The sequence below is a fragment of the Pseudonocardia sp. genome (assembly GCF_050250275.1).
In the GTDB taxonomy this organism is placed as follows: domain Bacteria; phylum Actinomycetota; class Actinomycetes; order Mycobacteriales; family Pseudonocardiaceae; genus Pseudonocardia.
Genome location: NZ_JBFWOY010000017.1, coordinates 1 through 23,201, shown reverse-complemented (window position 1 = coordinate 23,201; position 23,201 = coordinate 1). Strand labels below are relative to the sequence as shown.

Genomic DNA, 23,201 nt, shown 5'->3' with positions numbered 1-23,201 from the left:
CCGCGGCGGTCATCGCCGCCGGCCGCCGTCGAGGAACTCGACGACGGCGCGTTCGTAGCGTGCCGGGTCGGCGTTCCACGATGCCGTGTGCTCGACGCCGGGTACCTCGAGGAGCTCGACGTCCCAGCCGATGCCGGGTGCGGCCTGCGCCAGCATCCGGCTCGACGTGACGGGCACGGCTGTGTCGGGTGTGCTGTGCACGATGAAGGTCGGTGGACGGACGGCGGGCGGGCTGTCGCGAAGGGCGAACCGGTCGAAGTCGATGCCGATGCGGCGGCTGGTCCAGCCGGCGGCGACGGGGGTGAGCGCCGGTGGCAGCCTGCGGTTGCGGGCCTGCTGGCGCAGGGTGGCGCGCCAGTCGACCAGCGGCGCGTCCCAGACGGCCGCGTCGATGCGCCCGGCTTCCGGGGACCGGTCGAGGAACGCCCCGGAGATGGCGGCGCCCATGGACCAGCAGAACAGCGACAGCCGCGTCGCCCCACCCGCGACCAGGTGGCGGACGGCGGCCTCGAGGTCTTCCCACTCGGTGTCGCCCAGGTGGTAGTGGCCATCGGGGCTGGGTGGGGCGACGTCGTCGTTGCGGTAGGAGATGACGAGCTGCGACCACCCGGCGCGGTGCAGCGCGGGCAGGATGCGCAGCGCTTCGCGACGGGCGCCGCCGCGGCCGTGGACGTGCACGATCCAGGGGGCGTCGGGGCGGGCGGCGGGGACCGACCAGGCGGGCGCGGGTCCGAGCGGAGTGGGGACGGCGACCTCGGTGAACGCCAGGCCGCGGGCACCCGGGTCGGGGTCGTAGGGCCCGGTGTCGACGACCGCGGCCGTGCCGGGCGCCGGGACGGGCCCGTCGTCGAGGGCCCGGACGACGGTGTCGCGTTCGGTGCGCAGCACCGGCCCCATGACGGCGAGCCCGTCGGTCCAGCGCAGCCCCCACACCCCGGGCTGCTCGACGAGTCGTGACCGGCGCAGCGTGACGGTGCCGTCGCCGGCGTCGAGTACCTGTTCGGGCAGCACGAGCTTCTGCCGCGTGTCGAGCAGGAGGCTGGAGTAGAACCAGCCGACGCCGAGCACTCCGGCGCCCAGTCCCGCACCGACACCGGCGATCCCGGCCCGCAGCCATCCGTTCCCCCGCACACCCCGATGATGGCGCAGTCGGCTCCGAACGGTCGCATGGAACGCCGAAGGTCAAGGCGCACACAGTCATACGGACCGGTGAAAACGCTCCTACCTGCGCTTTCACGACCACCGGAACGGGTGAAAACCAACTTGCCGGGACAACCGTATGAGAGGGGTGTCGTTGGGTGGACAGATCACCGTCGCAACGTCCGAGACCCCCGATCGGAAGGATTTACCTGCGATGAGCAGCCTTGCTCGGCGCACCTTGCGCACCACCGTGACCGCCGCGGGCATCGCGGCGCTCGGTGCGGGCCTGGCGGCCCCGGCCTTCGCGGCCCCGGCCCTGCCTGCCCTCCCGTCGCTCCCCGGCGCCGACGCCCTCCCCGGCACGGACGCGATCCCCGGTGCCGACGCGCTGTCCACGCTCCCCGGTACCGACGCCCTCCCCGGCGCCGGTGCGCTCCCGCCCGCGTTCTCGTTCGAGGCCCCGACCGTCGACACCGCGGCCGACGACGCCGACGACTCGTCGGACGACGACGTCGCTGTGAACAGCGCCCTCCCGGGCGTCCCGCAGCTCCCCCCGGTCCCGGGCACCGACGCGCTGTCGTCGCTGCCGGCCCCGGCCGACCTGCCGCTGCCCCCGCTGCCCGGCCCCGAGGCGCTCGCCCCGGTCGTCAACGCGGAGGGCACCGGCCTGCCGGACCCGACGGCCATCAGCCCGGCCGACTTCGTCAACAGCAACGCCGTCGTGCCGACCCCGCCCACGGTGGACCCGGCGCAGGTCGCGGCTCTGGCGCAGAACCCGACGCAGGTCCAGGGCTTCGCGGTCAGCTGACCCGTCCCGTATCCCGAACGGCGCGTCCCGCCGCAGGTCCCAGCGCTGTGACCTGCGGCAGGGCGCGCCGTTCGGCGTGTGCGGGGTGGCGGCCGGCTCACAGATGAGTTCGGGGGCTCCGGACGGTCTGCACATCAGGCCCGAAGGAGGCATTCCGATGCCCGTGACGTTTCCCGGCGAGTCGCCGGAGTACCGCGCTGCGCGTGACCGGCTCCTGGAACAGGAGGCGGAGCTGCGGCGGCTGACCGAGACGGTCGCCGCCGCCCGCCGCGCCCTGCCGCCCGGTGGGGAGGTCCCGCAGGACTACCTGTTCGCGGGCGCCGACGGCCCGATCCGGTTGTCGGAGCTGTTCGGCGGGCACTCGACACTCGTCGTGTACTCGATGATGTTCCCCGCCGACGAGTGCGGGGGGCCGTGTCCGACGTGCACGGCGTTCCTCGACGGGCTCGACGGCGTGGTCCGCCATTCCGACCGCCGGGTGGCGGTGGCCGTCGTCGTGAAGGAGGCGGTCGAGACCGCGCTGGCGCACCGTGGGGCCCGGGGCTGGCGCACCCTGCGGGTCGTGTCGTCGGCGGCGGGCTCGTTCAACCGCGACTACCTGGCGGAGACGCCGGACGGGGCGCAGCAGCTGCCGATGCTGCACGTGTTCCGCCGCGACCAGGGCGTGGTCCGGCACTTCTGGAGCTCGGAGCTGATGTACGCCGACGCCGAGCCGGGCCAGGACCCGCGGCACGCCGACACCGTCGACGCGCTGTGGAACCTGTTCGACCTGTGCCCGGAGGGCCGGGGCACGGGCTGGTATCCGGAGCTGTCCTACACGTGACCCGGCCCGCACGTGACCCGGCCCGGTCGGCCGCAGCGTGCTGTGGCGCAGCCTCTCGGGGCGAGGCCCCCCGGGATGCCGGAGGGGCCGCGCGCCGGGGGCGCGCCGCGTCCGCATCCCCCGCGCGCACCCGATCTCGGTGACAATCGAGCCGTGACGGCCGTCGATCCCACCACCAGCCGGCATCGTGCCGCCCCGCTGCGCGTCGGCGACGCCGGCCCCGTCGAGGTCGCGGCGCTCCCCCGGGTCGACGGCGGCTGGGCGACGGTGTACGCCGACCCGCCGTGGCGGTTCGCGAACCGGACGGGCAAGGTCGCGCCCGAGCACCGGCGGCTCGACCGCTACGACACGATGACGACGGCCGACATCGAGGCGTTGCCGGTCGCCGACGTCGCCGCCGCGAACTCGCACCTGTATCTGTGGGTGCCCAACGCGCTGCTCCCCGAGGGTCTCGCGGTGATGGAGGCGTGGGGCTACCGCTACGTGTCGAACATCGTGTGGGCCAAGCGGCGCAAGGACGGCGGGCCCGACGGGCGCGGGGTCGGGTTCTACTTCCGCAACGTCACCGAGCTGATCCTGTTCGGGGTGCGGGGGACGCTGCGCACGCTCGACCCCGGCCGTCGCCAGGTCAACATGATCGAGACGCGCAAGCGTGAGCACTCCCGCAAGCCCGACGAGGCGTACGGGCTGATCGAGGACTGCTCCCCCGGGCCGTTCCTGGAGCTGTTCGCCCGTTATCCGCGCCCGGGCTGGACCGTCTGGGGCAACGAGTCGGACGCGGAGGTCACTCCACGCGGACGTGTCCACCCGGCATACCGCTGACCTCGCCGAACACTGGATCCGTCATCGTCGCGGGTGGAAGATCCGCGCCATGGCCAAGACTCCGGACCTCAAGCGCGGCCAGCGCCTGTCGGACGCGCAGCGTTCGACGATCGGCGCCGAGCTGCTCAAGCGGTACGAGACCGGCAAGAGCGTCCGCGAGCTGTGTGCCGAGACCGGCTACAGCATCGGCCGGGTGCGCCGGCTGTTGGAGGACGCCGGGGTGACGTTCCGGGCCCGGGGTGGGGCCGGCCGCCGCCGGTGATCAGGGCTGCATCACCAGAGCCGCGCGGTTGACCTTGCGCGCCTTCGAGTCCTCCATCGCCTGCAGCACGTCGTCGAGCGGGTAGGTGGCGTCGACCAGCTGGTCGAAGGGCAGCGTGCCGACGTTGCGGGAGATGAACTCGAGGCCCTCCCTGAGGTAGCGCTGGTGGTAGCGGATGACGGGGTGGATGGTGACGGCGCGCCGTGTCATCGAGCCGATGTCGAGGGTGATCTCGACGCCGGGCATGACGTTGCCGATCTCGATGTAGGTGGCGCCGGGGCGGACCATCTCGATGCCTTCGGGCACCGCGGACCCCACTCCGGTGAGCTCCAGGGCGATGTCGGCGCCGCCGTCGGTGAGCTCGCGGACCCGGGCGATGCGGTCGGTGGCCTCGGGGGCGTCGGCGAAGGAGACGGTCTCGTCGGCGCCGAAGGCCTTGGCGGCGTCGAGGCGGCGCTGCACGGCGTCGACGACGATCACGCGTGCGCCGCGTTCCTTCGCGACGGCGACGCCCCACAGCCCGAGGCCGCCCGCGCCCTGGATGACGACGGTGTCGCCCGCGGTGACGCCGCCGCGGTCGATGCCCGCCGACACCTGGGCGAGCGCGCAGTTCGCGCTGACCGCGGCCAGGGGGTCGACGTTGTCGGGCACCTTGAACAGGTGCTGGAAGCGGCCGACGTAGTAGTGGGTGCCGAAGGTGCCGGTGAAGTGCGGGAAGTCGTCGGGCGAGGCGATCCAGTGGTTGTAGGAGTTCTCGCACAGGTGGGTGCGGCCGGCCTGGCACTGCCGGCAGTGCTGGCAGAACGCGAAGTAGACGACGGAGACGAGGTCGCCGGGGGCCAGCTCGACGCCGGCGGAGTCGGTGGGGCGCGTGGAGGGGTCGACGACGCGGCCGATCACCTCGTGACCGAGCACGATCGACTTGAGCGGGTGCTTGTCGGCGAACATGTGCAGGTCGGAGCCGCAGATGCCGGCGGCGACGGTCTCGATCAGCAGGGCGCCCGGCTGGGGGGTCGGAAGCTCGTACTCCCGGAGCTCGACGCTCCCGGGGTTCGGCATGTAGGCGAGACGTCCGGTGGCCATGAGGTGTCCTTCCGGTCGAGTCCGACGATGGGCCCGCACCCGACGCTAAACATCAGACTTTTTCGCGTCAACGCGGACCGATGACTTCGTGGGCTCTTCGCGGTCCACCCCGGCGAGACGACACGGTCTGCCGGCGCAGCACCCGCGCGAGGGAACACACACGAGCCGCCGAGCTCGACGCCGGGCTGGTCTCCCGTCCTCGGGACCAGCACGATGTCGAACTCGGCGGCGGTGTCGAGCTCGGCGGCGGTGTCGAACTCGGCGGCGGTGTCGAGCTCCGCGGCGGTGTCCAGCTCCGCGGTGTCAGCTGTTGTAGGACCAGTCGTCGCACTTGCCGTACTTGTCGTCGCAGTCGTCGTACTTGTCGTACTTGCTGTCGCAGTCGTCGTACTTCGAGTACTTGTCGTCGCAGTCCTCGTACTTGTCGTACTTGCTGTCGCAGTCGTTCCACTTGTCCTTGCCGCCGTAGCCGCCGCCGGACCACTTGTCGTCGTCCCACTTGTCGTTCTTGCCGCCGTAGCCGCCGTCCCACTTGTCGTTGTCGTAGGACTTGGAGGGGCAGGTGCTCTTGAACATTTGGGGGCTCCTTCTCGGTTCGGGCTGTTGCTCCGTCGAGAAGAACTTTGCCCGGTTGGCGCCTCGATGTGGATCGAGTACGCCCCCGTATCGAGGGGGGCGAACCCCCCTTCCAGGATCAGTCGGCCAGCCCCGGCAGCCGCCAGCCCAGACAGGTCGCGGCGAGCGCCAGTCCGACGCACGTGGCCGCGCCGAGCACCGCGGCGACCTGGCTGCGGACCCCGAGCCGCAGGGTCACGACGGTGACGGTCGCCCCCGCGGCGGCGGCGACCGCGCTGACGTCGTGGCGCATCACGGAGGGGACGGTGCCGGTCATGATGTCGCGGACGACGCCGCCACCGACGGCGCTGATCGTCCCGAGCAGGATCGCCCCCAGGGACGACATGTGCCGTTCGAGCGCGACGACGGCGCCGATGCCGCACATCATGCCCAGGCCGGCGGCGTCGAACGGTGTCCGCATACCGGGCAGCAGGACGCCGAGCGCGTGGTGGCCGAACGCGGCGACGAGCCCCCCGGCCAGGGCGACCGCGGGGTAGGCGACCGAGCCGAGCGCCGCCGGTGGGTGGCGTTGGACGAGCAGGTCGCGGACGAGGCCGCCGCCGAGGGCCGACAGGAACGCGACGGCGAGGATGCCGACCAGCGCGAACCCGGCCGACACCGCCATCAGCCCGCCTTCGACGGCGAACAGCAGCACCGACGCCAGGTCGAGGCCGACGAGCCAGAGCGGGGGGGCGTCCGCGTCCTGCTCGGGGTGGTGGGTCGCGGTGAGGGACCGCAGGGTCGCGGCGGTCATCGTGGATTCCTCCTGTGTGCCGGGGATGTCCCCCACTTTCTCGTCGGCGGCCCTGTCGCGCGGTCGTCCGGCCGGGCCACGAGGGGGACGAGGCCCGTGTCGGCCGATCGGCAAGGTCAGGTCAACGGCGGCAGCCGCCAACCCAGGTACGTCGCGACGAGTGACAACGCCGCACAGGTCACGACACCCAGCGCCGCCGCCACCGGCCGCGGGGCGTTGCAGCGCAGCGCGGCCACGGTGACGGTCGCGCCGAGGGCGGTCGCCACCGCGCCGACGTCGTGGCGCAGCACCACGGGCAGGGAGCCGGTCAGCAGGTCGCGGATCGCTCCCCCGCCGACGGCGCTCACCGTCCCGAGCAGGACGGCACCGAGCGTCGACATGTGCCGGTCGAGCGCGATGATCGCCCCGGCGACGCACAGCAGGCCGAGCGCGGCGGCGTCGAACGGGGCCCGGGTGCCGGGCAGCAGGACGGCGAGCGGCTCGTGCGCGAACGCGGCGACCAGCCCGCCGCCCAGCGCGGTCGCCGGGTAGACGACGGAGCCGAGCGCGGCGGGTGGGTGCCGCTGGACGACGAGGTCGCGGACCAGGCCGCCGCCCAGCGACGACACGAACGCGACGGCGAGGACACCGGCCAGCCCGAACCCGGCCTCGACGGCCATCATCCCGCCCTCGACGGACAGCAGCAGCACTGCGGCGAGGTCGAGGGCGACGAGCCACCGTGGGCGGTCGCCGACGGTGGTGGGGCGCAGGGTCGTGGCGGTCATCGCTCGCTCCTCGGTGGGGTGGGCTGCGTCGACCCTCCCTCCGTGGCGGCCGCCACACCTTCGGGCGCCCGGCCCATCCGGGGACCACACGGCCGTCGACCGACCGGGGGACGCGACCCTCAGCCCAGGTCGGCGAGCTTGCGCCGCAGGACCTCCCGTTCGCGCTCGTTGCCGCACATCGCCGCCGCGCGCCGCAGCTCGTGGCGGGCGTCGCCGGTGCGGCCGAGGCGGCGCAGCAGCTCGCCGCGGACGGTCGGCAGCAGGTGCGAGCCGGCCAGCACGTCGTCGCCGGCGAGACCGTCGACGATCAGCAGTGCGGCGGCCGGGCCCTGGGCCATCGACACGGCCACGGCCCGGTTCAGCTCCACCACCGGCGACGGCGCCAACCTGCCGAGCGCCTCGTAGAGCACGACGACACGGTCCCAGTCGGTGTCGGCGACGGAGCCGGCGACGGCATGGCACTCCGCGATCGCCGCCTGCACCCCGTAGGCCCCCAGCCCCTTCCCGACCTGGCCTGCGCGCACCAGCGCGGCCCGGCCACGGGTGATCGCGGACCGGTCCCAGCGGCGACGGTCCTGGTCCTCGAGCAGCACCGGCTCGCCGTCGGGGCCGGTGCGGGCGGGGAAGCGGGCCGCGGTCAGCTCCAGCAGCGCGAGCAGGCCGTGGGCCTCCGGTTCCGACGGCACGAGCCGGGCCAGGATCCGGGCGAGGCGCTGGGCCTCCGCGGCGAGGTCGAGGCGGATCAGGTCGTCTCCCGAGCTGGCGGAGGAGCCCTCGGTGAAGATCAGGTAGACGACGCTGAGCACCGACCCGAGACGGGCGCGGCGCTCGTCGGCGGGCGGCAGCGCGAACGGCACCCGCGCCGCCCCGAGCGTCTTCTTCGCGCGGGTGATGCGGGCCTGCACGGTGGCCGTCGGCACCAGCAGCGCCCTGGCGATCTCGTCGCTGGTCAGGCCGCCGACGACGCGCAGGGTGAGCGCCACCTGCGCCTCCCGCGACAGCACCGGATGGCACGCGGTGAACATCAGGGCGAGGACGTCGTCGTCGATCCGGTCGGGGTCCCAGAGCACGTCGTCGGCCTCCCCGGTGTCGGCGGCATCCGCTCCGGTGACGGCTCCCCCCTCGGACAGCCCGTGGGCGAGGGCGGCGTAGCGCGCGTCGCGGGCGGAGCGGCGGCGGAACGCGTCGATCGCGCGCCGCCTGCCCGTCGTGAGCAACCAGCCCGCCGGGTTGCCCGGCACCCCGTCGCGGGGCCACGAGACCAGCGCCTCGGCGAGCGCTTCCTGGGCGAGGTCCTCGGCCAGCGCGAAGTCGCCGGTGTACCGCGCGAGCGCACCGACGATCCGCGCCGACTCGATCCGCCAGACCGCCGCGACGGCCTGGCGGCCGGTCTCATCCGCCACGGTTCAGAGCTGGCCCGTCGCCTCGCGCCACGCCCGCTCCTTCTGGATCCACTCGTTGTCCTGCGGGAACTCGTCGATCGACGTCACGCGCCGGATCTCGGTCTTCATGCCGGGGGCCTGCATCGGGGCCCGCTTGGCCCACTCGACCGCCTCCTCCTTCGAGGCGACGTCGAGGATCCAGAAGCCGCCGAACAGCTCCTTCGTCTCCCCGTACGGGCCGTCGGACACGACCGGCGGCTGCGACGAGTAGTCGACGACCACGCCCTGCGCGGCGTCGTCCAGGCCCTCGGCGGCCACCAGTACGCCGGCACGGATCATCTCGTCGTTGAAGCGGCCCATCGTCGCGATGATCTCGTCGAAGTCGACGTCGCCCATGGCGGCCCAGGACTCGTCGGCGGCGCGCATGATCAGCATGTACTTCACGGTTGCTCTCCCTGTTCGTCGGGTCCCGCGCGGACCCTCTCATCCACAGGTCGAACGGCGCGGGCCCCGCATCGACAACCACTCGGATATTTTTCCGGGCGATGTCCCGACGACCGGGGCCCCGCCCCGGTCAGCGGCTGCGGCGGGCCGTCACCACCAGGTACTCCCATTCCAGGACCATGGCGCCGGGGGTGCCGCGGTCGTAGCGGGCGGCCAGGGCGGTGAGGTCGGCGTCGAGGGCGGCGACGTCGTCGGCGTTGCCGGCGACGTGGTTGTAGATCGCCATCGTCGGGCCGTAGACGGTCTTCCAGTACGCCGTCCACTCCTCCGGGGTCGCCCAGCGGTCGGTGCTCAGCACCCGCCGGCGGGTCGTCACGTCGGTGACCCGGTCGCCGAGCAGGGCGCGGACGTGCGCCTCGTCGCCCCACAGCGGCGGCGGCTGCGCCCCGGGCGGGGGCGGCGGGGCGTAGGGCTTCATGGTGCGGAACAGCTCGCCGATGAACCCGGTGGGTGTCCAGCTCAGCAGGCCGATGGTGCCGCCGGGCCGGCAGACCCGGACGAGCTCGTCGGCGGAGCGCTGGTGGTTCGGCGCGAACATGACGCCGACGCACGACGTGACGACGTCGAAGGAGCCGTCGGCGTAGGGCAGGTTCTCGGCGTCGGCCTCCTGCCAGTCGACGGCCACGCCGTGACGGGCGGCGTACTCGCGGCCCGCGACGAACAGTTCGGGGGTCAGGTCCGACGCGACCACCTGCGCGCCTGCCGCCGCGGCGGGTACGGCGACGTTGCCGGTACCCGCGGCGACGTCGAGTACGCGGTCCCCGGCGCGGATGCCGGCGGCCTCGACCAGGATCGGGCCCAGCTCGGGAATCAGCTCGATCGCGACCTCGGGGTAGTCCCCCATGGCCCAGACGGCGCGGTGCTTGGCCTTGACGGCGCGGTCGGCGGCCTGGTCGGCGGTGATGCTCATCGTGTCGTCTCCTCGTCACGTTCCGCCTGGTGGAGGCGGTTTCCATGACGAGAACGCTAGGAGCGGGACCTGGGCCGGCGCGTCGGGTGCGACACCCCACATCCGGGGTGGGGCACCCCATCTCGGACGTGGGGTGTCCTCAGGCGGGGCCGCCGCCGACGCCGACCTCGTTGCCGTCCGGGTCCCGGAACACCAGCTTGCGGACGCCGTTGTCGTAGGTCTCCCGCGACTCCGGCGCGACGCCCCGGGCGGCCGCCGCGGCCTCGAACCCGTCGAGGTCGTCGACGAACAGGGTCACGATCGAGTGTCCTGCCGCGGCGGGCCGGACGACGGCGTAGACGTGTCGGTGCTCGGCGATCGTCCACACGTGTTCGTCGTCGTCGGGTACGAACGTCTCCACGTCGCCCAGCAGCCGGTCGAACCAGCCGACGGTCCGCTCCAGGTCGCTGACCGCGACACCCGCGAAGAGCTCCATCGATCCCCCTCGTGTCGGCGCGTCGTTGTGTGATCCCCCGGGGCCGTCGAGGATGACCACCGACCGAACTGGGGGATGCATGGCCGCGCTCGTCGTCATCATGCTGATCCTGCTCGTGTGGGCGCTCATCGCGGGCCGGCTGGCCCGGGTCAGCGTGACGATGCCGCTCGCGCTGCTCCTCGCGGGTGTCCTGCTCACCGCCGGTTCCGATCCGTGGTTCATCTTCGAGATCGACTTCGAGTCGGGCGAACATCTCGTCGAGGCCATCCTCGCGCTCCTGCTGTTCGTCGACGCCACCGAGGTCCCGGGCGGGATCTTCGGTCGCGAACCCCGGGTGATGCTGCGGCTGCTGCTCATCGCGCTGCCGTTGTCGCTGGTCCTGATGTGGGTCGCGGGCATCGCCCTGTTCGGCGGCACCGGGCTGTGGTTGCTCGCCGTGCTCGCCACGATCGTCATCCCCGTCGACCTCGCACCCGCCGCCGTGTTCATCCGCGACCGCCGCGTCCCCGTCCGGCTACGCCGCCTCGTCAACGTCGAGAGCGGGCTCAACGACGGCCTCGTCGCCCCCGTCTTCCTCCTCGCGATCGCCGGGGCGGCCGCGCACGGCGAGGAGAGCGTCGCCGAGGCCGCGGCCGACGCCGTCCCGTCCCTGGCAGTGGCGGTCGTCGTCGGCGCGGTCGTCGGCGCCGTCGCCGCGCGCCTGCTCGGGAAGGCCCTCGACGCCGGGTGGACCCTGCCGTCCGCGCTGCGGATCGGGGTGCTCGCCCTGCCTCTGCTCGCCTACGGCACCGCGATCCTGCTGACCGGTAACGGGTTCGTCGCCGCCTTCGTCGCCGGGGTGTTCTTCGAACCCGCCGCGCGCCGGCTGCCCGCGGCCACCATGCACCTCGCCGAGGACGTCGGCGAGATGCTGTCGCTGGCGCTGTGGTTCATCTTCGGGGCCATCGTCAACGACGTGCTCGCGAGCGGCGCTATCACGTGGCAGGTCGTCGTCTACGCGCTGATCGCGCTGACCGTCGCGCGGTTGCTGCCCGTCGCGCTGTCGCTCGTCGGCACGGACGTGCGGGTGCCCGACCGGTTCACCATCGGCTGGGTCGGGCCTCGCGGGATCGCGACGCTCGTGTTCGGCATGCTCGCCGTCGTCGAGCTCCCCGGCGACAAGGACTTCGTCCTCGCCGTCACCGTCGTGACCATCGTGGCGAGCATCGTCGTGCACGGCCTGTCGACGGGCGTGGTGATCCGGTTGTACGACCGCGCGTCGCAGCGTCCGGCCGGACCCGGTGCCGCCGGGGACACCGAGGGGCCCGGGCAGACCGCCGACCGATGAGCGCGAGTCCGCGCAGCTCAGCCGGGGGCGGCCCGCCACTCGTCGGCGAGCAGGGCGTAGGTCGTGCCGTCGAGCCAGCGGCCGTCGCGGTGCAGCGAGTCGGCCACCGAGTACTGCTCGCGCCGCATCCCCAGCCGCTCCATCAGCCGCCACGACGGCTCGTTGGCCGCGAAGCACGTCGCGAACACGCGCCGCACCCCCAGCTCGTCGAAGCAGATCCGCAGCAGCTCACGGGCCGCCTCGGTGGCGTAGCCCCGGCCGGCGAACCGCGGGTGGAGCGCCCAGCCGATCTCGGCCTCCGCGGCCTGCGCCCGGTCCTTCACCTCGTACTGGGCCCACGCGTCCTGGACCCGTAGGAACAGGTCGCCGATGACGTCGCCGCTCTCCTCGATCATGATCGCCGTGGGTAGCCGCTCGGCGAACCCGACCTGCCACGCGCCGAGGTCGTCGGGCAGCCGGGTCAGCCACCGGCCGACCTCCGGCAGGCTCCGGTAGCCGAACGCTGCGGCCGCGTCGAGGATCGTCGCGGGGCGCAGCGACAGCCGTTCGGTCGTGACGGGCCAGGGCAGGTCGGCGAGGGTGCGGATCACCGGCTCATCATCCGCCCGACGGGCTCGCGGTTCTGGCCCGGCGCGTGGCCAGCGCCGTCCGCGCCAGGTAGGTGGCCCGCGGCGGAACCCACCCCAGCTGTTTCGCCATGCCCATGTCGTCGCGGTTGGCCCAGTGCTCGACCACCATTCCGTCGACGAGGCGCAGCCAGTGCGTCTGTGGCGCCGCGAAGGCGCGGCCCGTCGCCGGGAACACCGTCTCGACGGCGCCGTCGGCCGTGTACACGACGAAGGGGCCGGTGTGCGTGCCGCTCATCGTCGTGTGGGCGACGACCAGGTCGCCGTCCTGCACGACCTCGCGCACCTCCCACCGCAGCCCCGAGTGCGCGGTGGTGAGCCAGCGGGCCGTCGCCACGAACGCCGCCGGGCCGCGGCCGCGGCAGTCGGGGGGCTCGCGGACGGCTTCCCGGTTGGTGGCGTCGGGATGGATCACCTCGGCCAGCGCGGCCTCGTCGCACGCCGACAAGGCGTCGAACATGCGGCGCAGGAGGTCCCGGACGTCCGTGGAACTCGCGGTCATGGGCTCCCCAGGTGGCGGCGTCGACGGTCGGAGTATTCCTCGCCCGCCCGCCGGACGACCAGTACCGCCCACGCCGGGACCCGCCGCCTGACGTGCCGTCGCCGGGTGCGGTCGACGGCGCCGCCGAATCGTTTGCCGGGCGTTGGCTTTCGGCTGGTCATCCACTTCCGGGCGCTCCATAACGTGGATGGTGTGATCGTCACGCCCCCGGCACCGTCGTCCGTCCTCGCCGACCCCCGGCTGCTCCCGGCGGGCCTGCGCCGGCCCGCGGTCGTCGTCGCCGCAGGCAGCGCGGTGGTACTCGGCCTGCTCGCCCTGCTGGTGGGGCACACGTCCGCCCCGACGGCGTTCGACGTCTGGGGCGAACACCTGGTCAGGGGCCTGCACGTGCTTCCCGACGGCTGGACCGACATCGCTGTCGCCGCGGGTGACCCGGTGTTCGTGGTGGCCGTCGCGGTCGTCGTCGCCGCGTGGTGCGCGTGGCGGCGGCAGTGGCGGCCCGCCGCCGTCGTCGTCGCCGGACCAGGGCTGACGGGAGTCGCCGAACTGGTGCTCAAGGCGCTGGTGGGGCGCACGATCGGCGCAGGGGACCTGGCCTTCCCCAGCGGTCACACCGCGGGGTCGGCGGCGCTCGTGCTGGCCCTCACGCTCGTCGTCGCCGCGGTGCTGCAGGGCCGCCGCGAGCCGGTACTCGCGGTCGGCGCGCTGGCGGGCGTCGCCGTGGCGGTGGTGGTCGCGGTCGGGCTGGTCGCCGAGCGCGCGCACTACCCGACCGACACGATCGGCGGCTTCTCCCTGGCCGTGGTCATGACGATCGTCGCCGCCCTGGCGATCGACGGGTTCGCCGACGCGCGCCGGGGCCGGCGGCCCGCCGCGTAGCCCCGTCCGCACCCGGCCCACCACCACATCGGGGCCGCCGTCCCGCCCCGCGGGCGTCCGACCTGCCCGCTTCTCCTCGGCGCCGGTCGGCGGGACACTCCTGCGGTGGCCACCGTCGTCGTGCGGATCGTCGGCAGGCTCGGGGTGGAGTCGCCCGAGTCCGCCGATGTCGCTCTCGGCAGCCGCAAGGCCCGCAGGCTGCTCGCGGCGCTGGCCGTGCACCGCACCCGGACCGTTCCCGCCGACGAGCTGGCGCACGTCCTCTGGGGCGACACGCCGCCGTCCCGGCCGGTCGAGAACGTCGCGACGCTGGTCAGCCGGCTGCGTGCGGCGCTGGGTGCCTCCGTCGTGCTGGGCGGGCGGGACGGGTACCGCCTGGGGACCCCGCCCGACGTGCGCGTCGACCTCGACGACGCGGCCCGGTTCGTCGCCGAGGCCACGGCCCGGGCGGCGACCGAGCCGGGTCTCGCCGCCGCCGCGGCGCAGCAGGCGCTGCGGCTGCTGGGGGCGGGCGCGGTCCTCGTCGACGAGCCCGACGCCGACTGGCCGGCGCCCGCGCGGACCGAGGCGGAGCTGCTGCTGCGCTCGGCCCGGCTGGCCGCGGCGGACGCGTCGACGCGCTGCGGGGACCACGCCGCAGCGGTGGCGGCCGCGTCCGCGGCGCTGGCGCACGACCCGCTGGACGAGGCCGCGGCCCGCCTCGCGATGGCCGCCCACCAGGCGTCGGGCGAGCCCGCGCACGCCCTCGCGGTGTTCGACCGGCTGCGGACCGACCTCGCGGAGGCCCTCGGGATGGATCCGGCACCGCAGACCCGGGAGCTGCACCTGGCTCTCGTCCGCGGGCGGCGGGCCCCACCGACCCGGACACCACCGACCCGGACACCACCGACCCGGATACCACCGACGAGGCCCTCCACGGGCCGGCCGCCGACGGGCCGGGGCCGGGAGTCCCGGGTCCTCCTCGATGCGTGGAGCGCGGCCGTGGCCGGGCGGGGTGGGCTGGTGCTGCTCGTCGGGGAGGCCGGGATCGGGAAGACGACGCTGGCCGACCGGCTCCGGGAGACCTCCGCGTCGACCGGTGGGCGGGTCCTGTTCACCCGCTGCTACGCGGCGGAACGCTCACTGTTCCTGCAGCCGGTCGTCGATGCGCTGACCACGACGTTGTCCGGGATGCCGGCGTCCGACCTGGCAGCGGCCGCGGGCATCCACGCCCCCGCCCTCGTCGACCTGTTCCCCCAGCTCGCGCCCGCGCTCGGGCCGCCGGCGGCGGAACGGACCAGTTCCGACGTCGCGATGCGGCGCACGTTCGAAGCCGTGACCGGCGTGCTCGCCGCGCTCGCCACCGAGCGGCCGGTCCTGCTCGTGCTCGACGACCTGCAGAACGCCGGGGCCGCGACCGTGGAGCTGGTGCACTTCCTCGTCCGGCACGCCGCGGACACCCGGCTGCTGGTCGTCGCGACGGTGCGCGTCGAGGAGGGGGACGGGGTGCTGGCGCTGCTCGAACCGGTCGGGGCCCGGCTCGAGGTGGGCCCGCTCGACGCCGCCGCCGTCGGTGCGCTCGCCGCCGCGGCAGGTCACGCCCCGATGGCGGACGCGATCCTGGCCCGGACCGGCGGGCACACGTTGTTCGTCGTGGAGACGCTCGGTGGGCTGCGGGCGGGGGCGTCCGGTGTGCCGGCGTCGCTGCGGTCCGCGGTCGTCGACCGGCTCGACCGCGCGGGGGCCGACACCGCGGACCTCCTGCGCGCCGCCGCGGTGGTCGGGGCGAGCGTCGATCCCGAGGTCGTCGCGGGGATGCTCGGGCTGGCGACCCACGTCGCGGTGCAGCGGTGCGAACGGGCCGTCGCCGCCCGGCTGCTCGTGCCCGCCGGGTCGCGCTACGAGTTCGCGAACGACCTCCTCCACGAGATCCTGTACGCGACGACGCCCGAGCCGCTGCGCCGCGCCCACCACCACCGCGCCGCCGACCTGCTCGTGGGCACACCGGAGGCCGTCGCGGTGCACGCCGCCGCGGTGCAGGACCGGGGGCGCGCGGCCCGCGCCCTGGAGGCGGCCGCCGCGGAGGCGACCCGCCGCGGCGCCATGGCCGACGCCGAGATCCTGCTGAGCCGGGCGCTGGGCCACGCGGCGCAGGCGCGGGCCATGGCCGACGTCGCCCGCATCTACCTCGCCCGCGGCCGGGTGCGCGAGGCGATCGGGGAGTACCGGCGCGCGGCCGGGGACGACCGTGCCGCGCTCGCCACGGCCCGCGACGCGGGCGACCGCCGCAGCGAGATGCTCGCGCTGCGGGCGCTGGGCGGGCACGCGTCGCTGGCCATCGGGGTGCCGGTGGCCGAGTGCGCACAGTCGTTGGACGCCGGGTTGGCGATCGCCGAGTCGCTGGGCGACGACGCCGTGGCCGCGGAGCTCCTCGGCTGGTCGGCGGTGCTCTCGACCAACCGGCTGCGCTTCGCCGAGGCGCTCCGGTCGAGCGAGCGGGCCGTGGCGGCGGCGCGGGCGGCGGCGTCGGAGGCCGCGCTGGCGGCGGCGCTCGACGGGCGCAAGAACGCCCTGACCTACCTCGGCCGGTTCGCCGAGCTGGGGCCGGTGCTGGCCGAGCTCGAACCGATGCTGCGCCGCTGCGGTGACCTGGAGCTGTTGCAGTGGTGCGTGTTCGAGTCCGCGTTCCCGGCGGCGGCGCGGGCGGACTGGTCGACCGCGACGCGCCGCATCGACGACGCGTTGACGATCAACCGCCGCAGCGGCCACCCGGTCCACGAGTCCTGGTTCGTCGCCCACCTCGGCTGGATCGCGCGCCTGCGGGGTGACGTCGCGGGGGCGCTGCACCACGGACGACGCGCCGTCGAGCTGGCCGGTTCGCTGTCGCACCGGTGGTTCGTCTCCGACGCGGGTGCCGTGCTCGGTGCGACGTTGCTCGAGGCCGGGGAGCGGGCCGAGGCCGTCGAGGTACTGGACCGGGCGCTGCAGCGGGTGGGGAGCAACGGCGCCGAGGCGCACCTGCTGCGCTGCCTCGGCCCGTTGGCGGAGGCCAGCGGGTCGGCGGCCGTCCTCGCCGACGCCGACGCGCTCCTCGGCTCGGTCGACGCCCCGCCCGGTGCCGCGTGGTTCGGGGGCGGCGACGCCTACCTGTCGATCGCCCGCGCCCACCTCGCGCGCGGTGAACCGGGGCGGGCCCTCGCCGCGGTCGCCCCGCTGCTGACCGCGGCCCGCGTCGGCGGCTGGACCGCTCTGGAGCCGCTCGCCCGCCGCGTCGTCGAGCACGCGCACGTCTAGACCAGTTCCGCCAGCAGCTGCGCGACCCGCCGGGCCCCGTCCGACGGGATCGCCGGTGGATCGACCGGGCGGGCGAGCTCGGCGGCCAGCGCGGTCGCGAGCTGCTCGGGACCGGTGTCGGCGTAGTCGAGGCAGCGCCCGGCGCCGTAGCGGTCGAGGCGGTGCCGGACGTGGATGTTCTGTTCGAAGTGGTTCTGCACCGGCACGTGGACGAAGGGGCGCCCGCACGCCGTCAGCTCCATCGTCGTCGTCAACCCGCCCTGCACGAGCGCGACGTCGCACGCGGCGAGGTGCCGGTGCAGGTCGGGGACGTACCCGAGGACCTCGACGCCCGGCGGCGCGGTGAGCGCCGCCGGGTCGATCCGCGGCCCCGCGACGACGACCATCCGCAGCCCGGGGATCGCGCGGGCGATCGCCGGGTGCGCGGCCAGCGCGCGGTGCAGCAGGTGCAGGCCCACCCCGGAGCCGCCGACGCTCACCACGCAGACCCGCTCGTCGTCACCCCAGCCCAGCTCGGCACGCAGCGCGTCGCGGTCGGTGACGGGCTCGAACCCGCTCACCCAGCCGCCGAAGTCGAAGTTGCGGGCGGTCCATTCGCGGATGGGCGGCAGGTCGGGGCCGAAGTCGAGCGGGACGACGTCGTCGGGGTCGCCGATGAACACCGCGCGGTCCCGCAGCCGCGGTGTGCGGGCGACCTGGTCGAGCATCTGCGCGTTCGCGTCGGCGGTGAGGGCGGCCTCCCGGCCCCCGCCGGCGGGCATCGGCAGCCAGCCGACGAAGTCGGTCAGCCAGGCGTAGGCGGCCGTCTTGAGCTCGGGGTTCTCGTGCAGGAAGTGGTCGACCTCCCAGCCCTCGTCGGCGATCCACAGGTCGTACGGCTCGTCGCGTACCAGGTCGGCGAAGACCATGAAGTTGGCGACGAGGATCTCGTCCATCCGGCGGATCGCCTCGAACACGCGCAGGTCGTGCTCACCGGCCTCGGACTCGATGTGCGCGGACTCGCCCGCGAGCCAGGCGCTCGCCGGGTGCACGCGCTCCCCCGCCGCGGCGACGACACCGGCCACGGGCGGCTGGGCGAGCCAGTCGATCCGCAGGCCGGGCCGGGCCCGCCGCAGCTCGGCGGCGATCGCGAGGTCGCGGCGGACGTGCCCGAGGCCGATCGGCGAGCACAGCACGAGGGCCCGTTTCGGCCGGTCGAGCGGGCGCACCCACCGCCGGGCCGGGCGCGCCGGCGCGAACCGGGCCGCGAAGTCACGGATCGCGGTGTTCACCACGACCGGTTCGCGCGCCATCGGTAGGTGACCCGCGCCGTCGAGAACGAGCACCTCGGCGTCGACGAGCTCGGCGAGCCGTTCGCCGCGTGCGGGCGGCACGCACCGGTCCTCGGTCGCGACGATCACCAGGACCGGGCACTCGACGGACCGTGCGAGCGCCCGCGTCCCGGCGAGGTCGAGCTCCCCGGGAGCCCGGTCCGTCGCGATCAGGACCTCCGCCGACGTGCCGAGGCTCCACTCGACGGCGTCCTCCCACACCTTGGTCGAATGCGGCTCGACGAGCATCTCGTCGACGAAGAACTCCACGAAGCCGCGCAGGTCCCGTCGCCAGTAGTGCCAGTTGTCCTTCGCCCATCCGGCGTCGGTGTCGAGCGGTTCGGTGTGGTCGTACACGGACCGCGCGGGCAGGGCGGGCGCGAGCACGGTCGGGTTCGGGCACAGCGCGACGACGCCGGCCACCCGCTCGGGCCGGCGCGCGGCGGCGATCACGCACCGCCACGCCCCCGAGCAGTGGCCCACCAGGACCGCCTGCTCGACCTCGACGGCGTCGAGGACCGCGAACAGGTCCGCGACGAGCGCGTCGACGCCGTGCCGCTGCGGGTCGGTGCAGCGGTCCGAGCGTCCGTTGCCGAGCGGGTCGGCCGTCACCACGCGGTGGTGCCGCGCCAGGAACGGCACCTGCGCCTTCCAGACGCGCGAGTCCACGAGCGCCCAGGTCGGGGTGAGGAAGATCGTCGGACCGTCGGCCTTCTCGCCGAACACCTCGAAGCCCAGCCGGTGGCCGTCCCGCTCGACGACGCCCGCGCCGTCGGGTTGCAGCGCGCGCATCGCCCCACCTCCCCGCGACAGTGTCGGCGCGGCCATTGCAGGCCCATTGCAATCCCGGCGCAACCACCGTCCGGACGCTCCTGGGCACACGACACCGATGCGAGGGAGCACGACGATGGCACTCGACCAGGACAAGCTCATGGAGTTCGTCTTCCGGTTCGCCGGCGACCTGGGCGCGACGATGGCGGCGGGCAACGTCGTGATCGGGCACCGGCTCGGGCTCTACCGCGCTCTCGCCGACGGGCCCGCCACGGCCGACGAGCTCGCCGACCGGACCGGCTGCCATCCCCGCTACCTGGCCGAATGGCTACGGGGGCAGGCGGCCGGCGGCTACCTCACCTTCGACGCGGACGCCGGCCGGTTCACCATGACCGAGGAGCAGGAGTTCGCCCTCGCGAACCCCGACGGCCCCGTCTATCTGCCGGGTGCGTTCGTCCTCGCCCTCGGCACCCTGAAGGCCGAGCCGCGGATCACCGAGGCGTTCCGCACCGGCGCCGGGGTCGGCTGGAACACCCATGACACCGACGTCTTCGACGGTTGCGAGCTGTTCTTCCGGCCCGGCTACGTCGCGAACCTGGTCGGGAGCTGGCTGCCCGCCCTCGACGGCGTCGTCGACAAGCTCGGTGCGGGTGCGCGGATCGCCGACGTCGGCTGCGGGCTGGGCGCCTCCAGCGTCCTGATGGCCGCCGAGTACCCGCGGTCGACGGTCGCGGCGTCGGACTACCACGCGGGGTCGATCGAGCAGGCGCGCAAGCGGGCCGCGGACGCGGGTGTCGCCGGCCGGGTGTCGTTCGAGGTGGCCCCGGCCCAGTCGTTCGCCGGCGACGGCTACGACCTGGTCACGACGTTCGACTGCCTGCACGACATGGGCGATCCGGTCGGCGCGGCCCGGCACGTCCGTGAGGCGCTGGACCCGGACGGCACCTGGATGATCGTGGAGCCGGCCGCGGCCGACACCGTGGAGGGCAACCTCAACCCCGTCGGCCGGGTCTACTACTCGTTCTCCAGCTTCCTGTGCGTGCCCAACGGGCTGTCGCAGCCGGGCGGGTACGCGCTCGGGGCCCAGGCGGGCGAGGCCGCGATCCTCGCGGTCGTGCGGGACGCAGGGTTCACCCGGTTCCGGCGGGTGGCCGAGACCCCGTTCAACAACGTCTTCGAGGCTCGTCCCTGATCACGGCCGGGTCGGCCCGGCCGGGGGCGGACCACGGGGCGGGCCTCGCCGCCTCGTGGGCCGTCACCGGGCCGGGTCGTCGCGGGGCCGGGTCGTCGCGGGGCCGCGCGGGCGGCCACGGAGAGGCCTGACACCACACGATTGACCATATAGTCAAGTATTGACCTCGGCAGGTGTGGCGCCTTACGTTCCCCGCCGTCCGTGCCTGCCGTAGGGAGACCAGTAGTGCACATCGCCGAGGGTTACCTGCCGCCGCTGCACGCAGCGGCCTGGGGGGTGGCAGCAGCACCGTTCGTCATCCACGGTGCCCGTGCCGTGGTCCGCCAGGTCCGCGAGGAGCCCGAGACGAAGCTACTGCTCGGTGCGGCCGGAGCGTTCAGCTTCGTCCTCTCGGCACTGAAGATCCCGTCGGTCACCGGCTCCTGCTCGCACCCCACCGGTACCGGCCTCGGGGCGGTCCTGTTCCGACCACCGGTCATGGCGTTGCTCGGGACGATCGTGCTGTTCTTCCAAGCCGTGCTGCTCGCCCACGGCGGGCTGACGACGCTGGGCGCCAACGTCTTCTCGATGGCCATCATCGGCCCGTGGGTCGCCTACGGCGTCTACCGGCTGACCCGCAGCCTCGGCGGCGGCCTCGGCCTCGGCGTCTTCCTGGCCGCGGCGCTCGGCGACCTCGCCACCTACTGCGTGACGAGCGTCCAGCTCGCGCTGGCCTTCCCCGACGCCGCGTCCGGCATCGGCGGCGCCGTGGTCAAGTTCGGGTCCATCTTCGCCATCACCCAGATCCCGCTCGCGATCAGCGAGGGTCTCCTGACGCTGCTCGTCGTCCGGCTGCTCGTCCGGATCAGCCCCGACGAGCTGCGCCGCCTGCGCATCCTGCCCGCCGCGTCCGCCACCCCCGCCGCGACGAAGGAGGTCGGCGCGTGAAGCGGTCGACGCTGCTCAACTGGCTCATCGTCGTGGCCGTGCTGGCCCTCGCCGCGATCCCGGTGCTGTTCATCGAGGGCGAGTACAGCGGTGCCGACGGGCTCGCCGAGGGCGTGATCACCGAGTCGCACCCGGACTACGAGCCGTGGTTCAGCTCCCTGTACGAGCCGCCGTCGGGCGAGATCGAGTCGGGTCTGTTCGCGCTCCAGGCGGCGATCGGCGCCGGCGTGGTCTGCTATTACTTCGGCGTGGCCCGCACGAAGCGGCGCTTCGCCCGGGAAGCGGCCGCCGCCGCGGCGGCCACAGCACCCACGGGTGACCCCGACCGTCCACAGCCGGTCGACACCCGCGACGCCTGATGCTGCCGCTCGACGCGGCCGCCTACACCAACCGCTGGCGCACCCGCCATCCCGGCGAGAAGGCCCTGCTGTCGCTGGGCCTGCTCGTGCTCGCCGTCGCCCTGCCCACGTGGCCGGGCGCGGCGATCACCGGGGTCGCGGCGCTGGTACTGGTGCTCGGCCCGGCCGGGCTCGCACCGCGGGTGCTGTGGCGGGCCGTGCGGGTGCCGCTCGGGTTCGTCGTCACGGGGATGGTGCCGCTGCTCGTCGCCGTCGGCGGCGACCCGTGGCTGCAGTGGGACCCCGCCGGATGGTCCCGCGCCCTCGAGCTCGGCGGCCGCGCCGTCGCGTCCCTGCTGTGCCTGCTCCTGTTCGCAGCGACGACCCCGCTCGCCGACCTCCTGCCCCGGCTCGAGAAGCTCGGGGTCCCACCGGCCGTCACGGAGATCGCGTCGCTGATGTACCGCATGCTCTTCCTGCTCCTGGAATCCGTCCGGGTCATCCGCGACGCCCAGGCCGGGCGGCTCGGCTTCCGCACCTGGCCGACCACGTTCCGGTCCCTCACCGGTCAGGGCGCCGCCGTCTTCGTCCGCGCCTTCGACCGGGCCCGCCGCCTCGAACAGGGCCTCGCCTCGCGCGGCTACCGCGGATCGCTGCACGTCCTCGTCCCCGCCCGGCCGGTCTCGGCGCCGTTCCTGGTCGCGACGACCGCACTGCTCGCCGCCATCGCCGCCTCGACGCTGCTCCTCGCACCGTGACCCCGGTACTGCAGGCCCGCGGCCTGGCCTTCTCCTACGAGCCCGGCCGGCCGGTCCTCGCGGGCGCCGACCTCGAGATCCACGAGAACCGCCGCCTCGCCGTGCTCGGCCCCAACGGTGGCGGCAAGACCACCCTGTTCCGGCTGCTGCTCGGACTGCTCGAACCCACCGAGGGCGCCGTGATCGTCGACGGCACACCGCTGCGGCGCAAACGCGCCGACCTGACCCGGCTGCGCGAACGCGTCCAGCTCGTCCTGCAGGACCCCGACGACCAGCTCTTCGCCGCCGACGTCGCCCAGGACGTCTCCTTCGGGCCGCTCAACCTCGGGCTCCCGGCCGCCGAGGTCGAGCAGCGTGTCGAGGCCGCGCTCACCGCGCTCGGCGTCGCGGAGCTCGCCGACCGCCCGACCCACCTGCTGTCGTTCGGGCAGAAGAAGCGCGTCGCGATCGCCGGGGCGGTGGCCATGCGCCCGGGCGTCCTGATCCTCGACGAACCCACCGCCGGCCTCGACCCGGAGGGTGTCGAGGAGCTCGTCGGCACCCTCGACGACCTGCACCGCGCCGGGACGACCATCGTGTTGTCCACCCACGACGTCGACCTCGCCTACCGCTGGGCGCAGGAGGTCGCGGTGGTGCAGGGCGGACGCGTCCACACCACCACCGCCGACGCCGCGCTCGGCGACGTCGGCCTCCTGCGGTCGGCGCGGCTGGGGCCGGCCTGGGCCCCGGCGGTCCATGAACTGCTCCGCGCCCTCGGCTCCGACGCCGCACCGCTCACCGCGACCGAGCTGCACGCCGCGGTCGAGGCCCTGCAGCCGAGCCGACGCGCGCACTGAGCCTTTGCCAACCTGATCACGCGCTGGCGATCATGAGGGTCTGAACTGCGGCGATGAGCCTGTCGGCGGTGTTCGGGCTGGACCGGATCTTGCGCAGGACTCGCCAGTTCTTCAGCTCGG

Annotated in this window: 24 protein-coding genes; 12 read left to right on the top strand and 12 right to left on the bottom strand. The window is 74.2% G+C overall.

The window, feature by feature from the left end:
- Nucleotides 1-9: 9 nt before the first annotated feature.
- Nucleotides 10-1,131 (bottom strand): alpha/beta hydrolase family protein, encoded by a 1,122-nt coding sequence (locus AB7F12_RS16515; protein WP_428497972.1) that lies wholly within the window; start codon nt 1,129-1,131, stop codon nt 10-12.
- Nucleotides 1,132-1,354: 223 nt separating this feature from the next.
- Here AB7F12_RS16515 and AB7F12_RS16510 point away from each other — a divergent pair, with 223 nt between their 5' ends.
- The 4 genes from AB7F12_RS16510 (at nt 1,355) to AB7F12_RS16495 (ending at nt 3,855) form a co-directional block, all read left to right on the top strand.
- Nucleotides 1,355-1,948, top strand: coding sequence for a hypothetical protein (locus AB7F12_RS16510; RefSeq protein ID WP_428497973.1), 594 nt, complete (start codon nt 1,355-1,357; stop codon nt 1,946-1,948).
- 157 nt (nt 1,949-2,105) lie between these two features.
- The gene (locus AB7F12_RS16505; RefSeq protein ID WP_428497974.1) at nt 2,106-2,771 is read left to right on the top strand and encodes a DUF899 family protein; all 666 of its coding nucleotides are present in this window, start codon (nt 2,106-2,108) and stop codon (nt 2,769-2,771) included.
- Between the two features lie 153 nt (nt 2,772-2,924).
- Complete coding sequence (locus tag AB7F12_RS16500) at nt 2,925-3,593, top strand: MT-A70 family methyltransferase (RefSeq protein WP_428497975.1); 669 nt, start codon at nt 2,925-2,927, stop codon at nt 3,591-3,593.
- Nucleotides 3,594-3,642: 49 nt separating this feature from the next.
- The gene (locus tag AB7F12_RS16495; protein WP_428497976.1) at nt 3,643-3,855 is read left to right on the top strand and encodes a helix-turn-helix domain-containing protein; all 213 of its coding nucleotides are present in this window, start codon (nt 3,643-3,645) and stop codon (nt 3,853-3,855) included.
- On the opposite strand, the gene AB7F12_RS16490 is transcribed toward AB7F12_RS16495, so the two are convergent.
- The 8 genes from AB7F12_RS16490 to AB7F12_RS16455 all read right to left on the bottom strand — a co-directional run bounded on the left by AB7F12_RS16490 (nt 3,856) and on the right by AB7F12_RS16455 (nt 10,342).
- On the bottom strand, nt 3,856-4,938 hold the full coding sequence (locus tag AB7F12_RS16490) for a zinc-binding dehydrogenase (protein ID WP_428497977.1): 1,083 nt from the start codon (nt 4,936-4,938) through the stop codon (nt 3,856-3,858). It abuts the gene before it with no gap.
- A 303-nt stretch (nt 4,939-5,241) separates the two neighbouring features.
- A complete protein-coding gene (locus AB7F12_RS16485) occupies nt 5,242-5,514 on the bottom strand; it encodes a hypothetical protein (RefSeq protein ID WP_428497978.1) in 273 nt (90 codons plus the stop codon).
- A gap of 118 nt (nt 5,515-5,632) precedes the next feature.
- Nucleotides 5,633-6,307: a trimeric intracellular cation channel family protein gene (locus AB7F12_RS16480; protein ID WP_428497979.1), complete on the bottom strand. Its 675-nt coding sequence runs from the start codon at nt 6,305-6,307 to the stop codon at nt 5,633-5,635.
- A gap of 116 nt (nt 6,308-6,423) precedes the next feature.
- Nucleotides 6,424-7,071 (bottom strand): trimeric intracellular cation channel family protein, encoded by a 648-nt coding sequence (locus AB7F12_RS16475; RefSeq protein WP_428497980.1) that lies wholly within the window; start codon nt 7,069-7,071, stop codon nt 6,424-6,426.
- Nucleotides 7,072-7,190: 119 nt separating this feature from the next.
- Nucleotides 7,191-8,474: an RNA polymerase sigma factor gene (locus AB7F12_RS16470; RefSeq protein ID WP_428497981.1), complete on the bottom strand. Its 1,284-nt coding sequence runs from the start codon at nt 8,472-8,474 to the stop codon at nt 7,191-7,193.
- A gap of 3 nt (nt 8,475-8,477) precedes the next feature.
- A complete protein-coding gene (locus AB7F12_RS16465; protein ID WP_428497982.1) occupies nt 8,478-8,897 on the bottom strand; it encodes a YciI family protein in 420 nt (139 codons plus the stop codon).
- Between the two features lie 130 nt (nt 8,898-9,027).
- A complete protein-coding gene (locus tag AB7F12_RS16460; RefSeq protein WP_428497983.1) occupies nt 9,028-9,867 on the bottom strand; it encodes a class I SAM-dependent methyltransferase in 840 nt (279 codons plus the stop codon).
- A 139-nt stretch (nt 9,868-10,006) separates the two neighbouring features.
- Complete coding sequence (locus AB7F12_RS16455; RefSeq protein ID WP_428497984.1) at nt 10,007-10,342, bottom strand: VOC family protein; 336 nt, start codon at nt 10,340-10,342, stop codon at nt 10,007-10,009.
- 79 nt (nt 10,343-10,421) lie between these two features.
- On the opposite strand from AB7F12_RS16455, the gene AB7F12_RS16450 reads away from it, so the two are divergent.
- A complete protein-coding gene (locus AB7F12_RS16450; protein WP_428497985.1) occupies nt 10,422-11,669 on the top strand; it encodes a cation:proton antiporter in 1,248 nt (415 codons plus the stop codon).
- Nucleotides 11,670-11,686: 17 nt separating this feature from the next.
- On the opposite strand, the gene AB7F12_RS16445 is transcribed toward AB7F12_RS16450, so the two are convergent.
- Nucleotides 11,687-12,259 (bottom strand): GNAT family N-acetyltransferase, encoded by a 573-nt coding sequence (locus AB7F12_RS16445; protein WP_428497986.1) that lies wholly within the window; start codon nt 12,257-12,259, stop codon nt 11,687-11,689.
- 7 nt (nt 12,260-12,266) lie between these two features.
- Complete coding sequence (locus AB7F12_RS16440) at nt 12,267-12,797, bottom strand: ester cyclase (protein WP_428497987.1); 531 nt, start codon at nt 12,795-12,797, stop codon at nt 12,267-12,269.
- A 192-nt stretch (nt 12,798-12,989) separates the two neighbouring features.
- Between AB7F12_RS16440 and AB7F12_RS16435 the strand changes: the two genes are divergently transcribed.
- Nucleotides 12,990-13,676 carry a phosphatase PAP2 family protein gene (locus AB7F12_RS16435; protein WP_428497988.1) on the top strand — a complete coding sequence of 229 codons (687 nt, stop codon included), beginning with the start codon at nt 12,990-12,992 and terminating at the stop codon, nt 13,674-13,676.
- 105 nt (nt 13,677-13,781) lie between these two features.
- Nucleotides 13,782-16,949 (top strand): ATP-binding protein, encoded by a 3,168-nt coding sequence (locus tag AB7F12_RS16430; RefSeq protein ID WP_428497989.1) that lies wholly within the window; start codon nt 13,782-13,784, stop codon nt 16,947-16,949.
- Here AB7F12_RS16430 and AB7F12_RS16425 read toward each other — a convergent pair.
- On the bottom strand, nt 16,946-19,051 hold the full coding sequence (locus tag AB7F12_RS16425) for an alpha/beta fold hydrolase (protein ID WP_428497990.1): 2,106 nt from the start codon (nt 19,049-19,051) through the stop codon (nt 16,946-16,948). The two genes, AB7F12_RS16430 and AB7F12_RS16425, sit on opposite strands and share 4 nt — an antisense overlap.
- Nucleotides 19,052-19,166: 115 nt before the next feature.
- On the opposite strand from AB7F12_RS16425, the gene AB7F12_RS16420 reads away from it, so the two are divergent.
- From AB7F12_RS16420 to AB7F12_RS16400, 5 genes are all read left to right on the top strand, one after another.
- Nucleotides 19,167-20,222 (top strand): class I SAM-dependent methyltransferase, encoded by a 1,056-nt coding sequence (locus AB7F12_RS16420; protein WP_428497991.1) that lies wholly within the window; start codon nt 19,167-19,169, stop codon nt 20,220-20,222.
- 225 nt (nt 20,223-20,447) lie between these two features.
- The gene (locus AB7F12_RS16415) at nt 20,448-21,149 is read left to right on the top strand and encodes an energy-coupling factor ABC transporter permease (protein WP_428497992.1); all 702 of its coding nucleotides are present in this window, start codon (nt 20,448-20,450) and stop codon (nt 21,147-21,149) included.
- On the top strand, nt 21,146-21,508 hold the full coding sequence (locus AB7F12_RS16410; RefSeq protein ID WP_428497993.1) for an energy-coupling factor ABC transporter substrate-binding protein: 363 nt from the start codon (nt 21,146-21,148) through the stop codon (nt 21,506-21,508). Before AB7F12_RS16415 ends, AB7F12_RS16410 begins: the two co-directional genes overlap by 4 nt.
- On the top strand, nt 21,508-22,245 hold the full coding sequence (gene cbiQ / locus AB7F12_RS16405; protein ID WP_428497994.1) for a cobalt ECF transporter T component CbiQ: 738 nt from the start codon (nt 21,508-21,510) through the stop codon (nt 22,243-22,245). Before AB7F12_RS16410 ends, cbiQ begins: the two co-directional genes overlap by 1 nt.
- Nucleotides 22,242-23,081 (top strand): energy-coupling factor ABC transporter ATP-binding protein, encoded by an 840-nt coding sequence (locus AB7F12_RS16400; protein ID WP_428497995.1) that lies wholly within the window; start codon nt 22,242-22,244, stop codon nt 23,079-23,081. Before cbiQ ends, AB7F12_RS16400 begins: the two co-directional genes overlap by 4 nt.
- The last annotated feature ends 120 nt before the right edge of the window (nt 23,082-23,201 follow it).

Bases quoted from the DNA above. Each gene is read 5' to 3' on its own strand.
- AB7F12_RS16510 (WP_428497973.1), top strand. From the start codon at position 1,355: ATGAGCAGCCTTGCTCGGCGCACCTTGCGCACCACCGTGACCGCCGCG.
- AB7F12_RS16505 (WP_428497974.1), top strand. From the start codon at position 2,106: ATGCCCGTGACGTTTCCCGGCGAGTCGCCGGAGTACCGCGCTGCGCGT.
- AB7F12_RS16495 (WP_428497976.1), top strand. From the start codon at position 3,643: ATGGCCAAGACTCCGGACCTCAAGCGCGGCCAGCGCCTGTCGGACGCG.
- AB7F12_RS16490 (WP_428497977.1), bottom strand. From the start codon at position 4,938: ATGGCCACCGGACGTCTCGCCTACATGCCGAACCCCGGGAGCGTCGAG.
- AB7F12_RS16485 (WP_428497978.1), bottom strand. From the start codon at position 5,514: ATGTTCAAGAGCACCTGCCCCTCCAAGTCCTACGACAACGACAAGTGG.
- AB7F12_RS16480 (WP_428497979.1), bottom strand. From the start codon at position 6,307: ATGACCGCCGCGACCCTGCGGTCCCTCACCGCGACCCACCACCCCGAG.
- AB7F12_RS16475 (WP_428497980.1), bottom strand. From the start codon at position 7,071: ATGACCGCCACGACCCTGCGCCCCACCACCGTCGGCGACCGCCCACGG.
- AB7F12_RS16460 (WP_428497983.1), bottom strand. From the start codon at position 9,867: ATGAGCATCACCGCCGACCAGGCCGCCGACCGCGCCGTCAAGGCCAAG.
- AB7F12_RS16455 (WP_428497984.1), bottom strand. From the start codon at position 10,342: ATGGAGCTCTTCGCGGGTGTCGCGGTCAGCGACCTGGAGCGGACCGTC.
- AB7F12_RS16450 (WP_428497985.1), top strand. From the start codon at position 10,422: ATGGCCGCGCTCGTCGTCATCATGCTGATCCTGCTCGTGTGGGCGCTC.
- AB7F12_RS16440 (WP_428497987.1), bottom strand. From the start codon at position 12,797: ATGACCGCGAGTTCCACGGACGTCCGGGACCTCCTGCGCCGCATGTTC.
- AB7F12_RS16425 (WP_428497990.1), bottom strand. From the start codon at position 19,051: ATGCGCGCGCTGCAACCCGACGGCGCGGGCGTCGTCGAGCGGGACGGC.
- AB7F12_RS16420 (WP_428497991.1), top strand. From the start codon at position 19,167: ATGGCACTCGACCAGGACAAGCTCATGGAGTTCGTCTTCCGGTTCGCC.
- cbiQ (WP_428497994.1), top strand. From the start codon at position 21,508: ATGCTGCCGCTCGACGCGGCCGCCTACACCAACCGCTGGCGCACCCGC.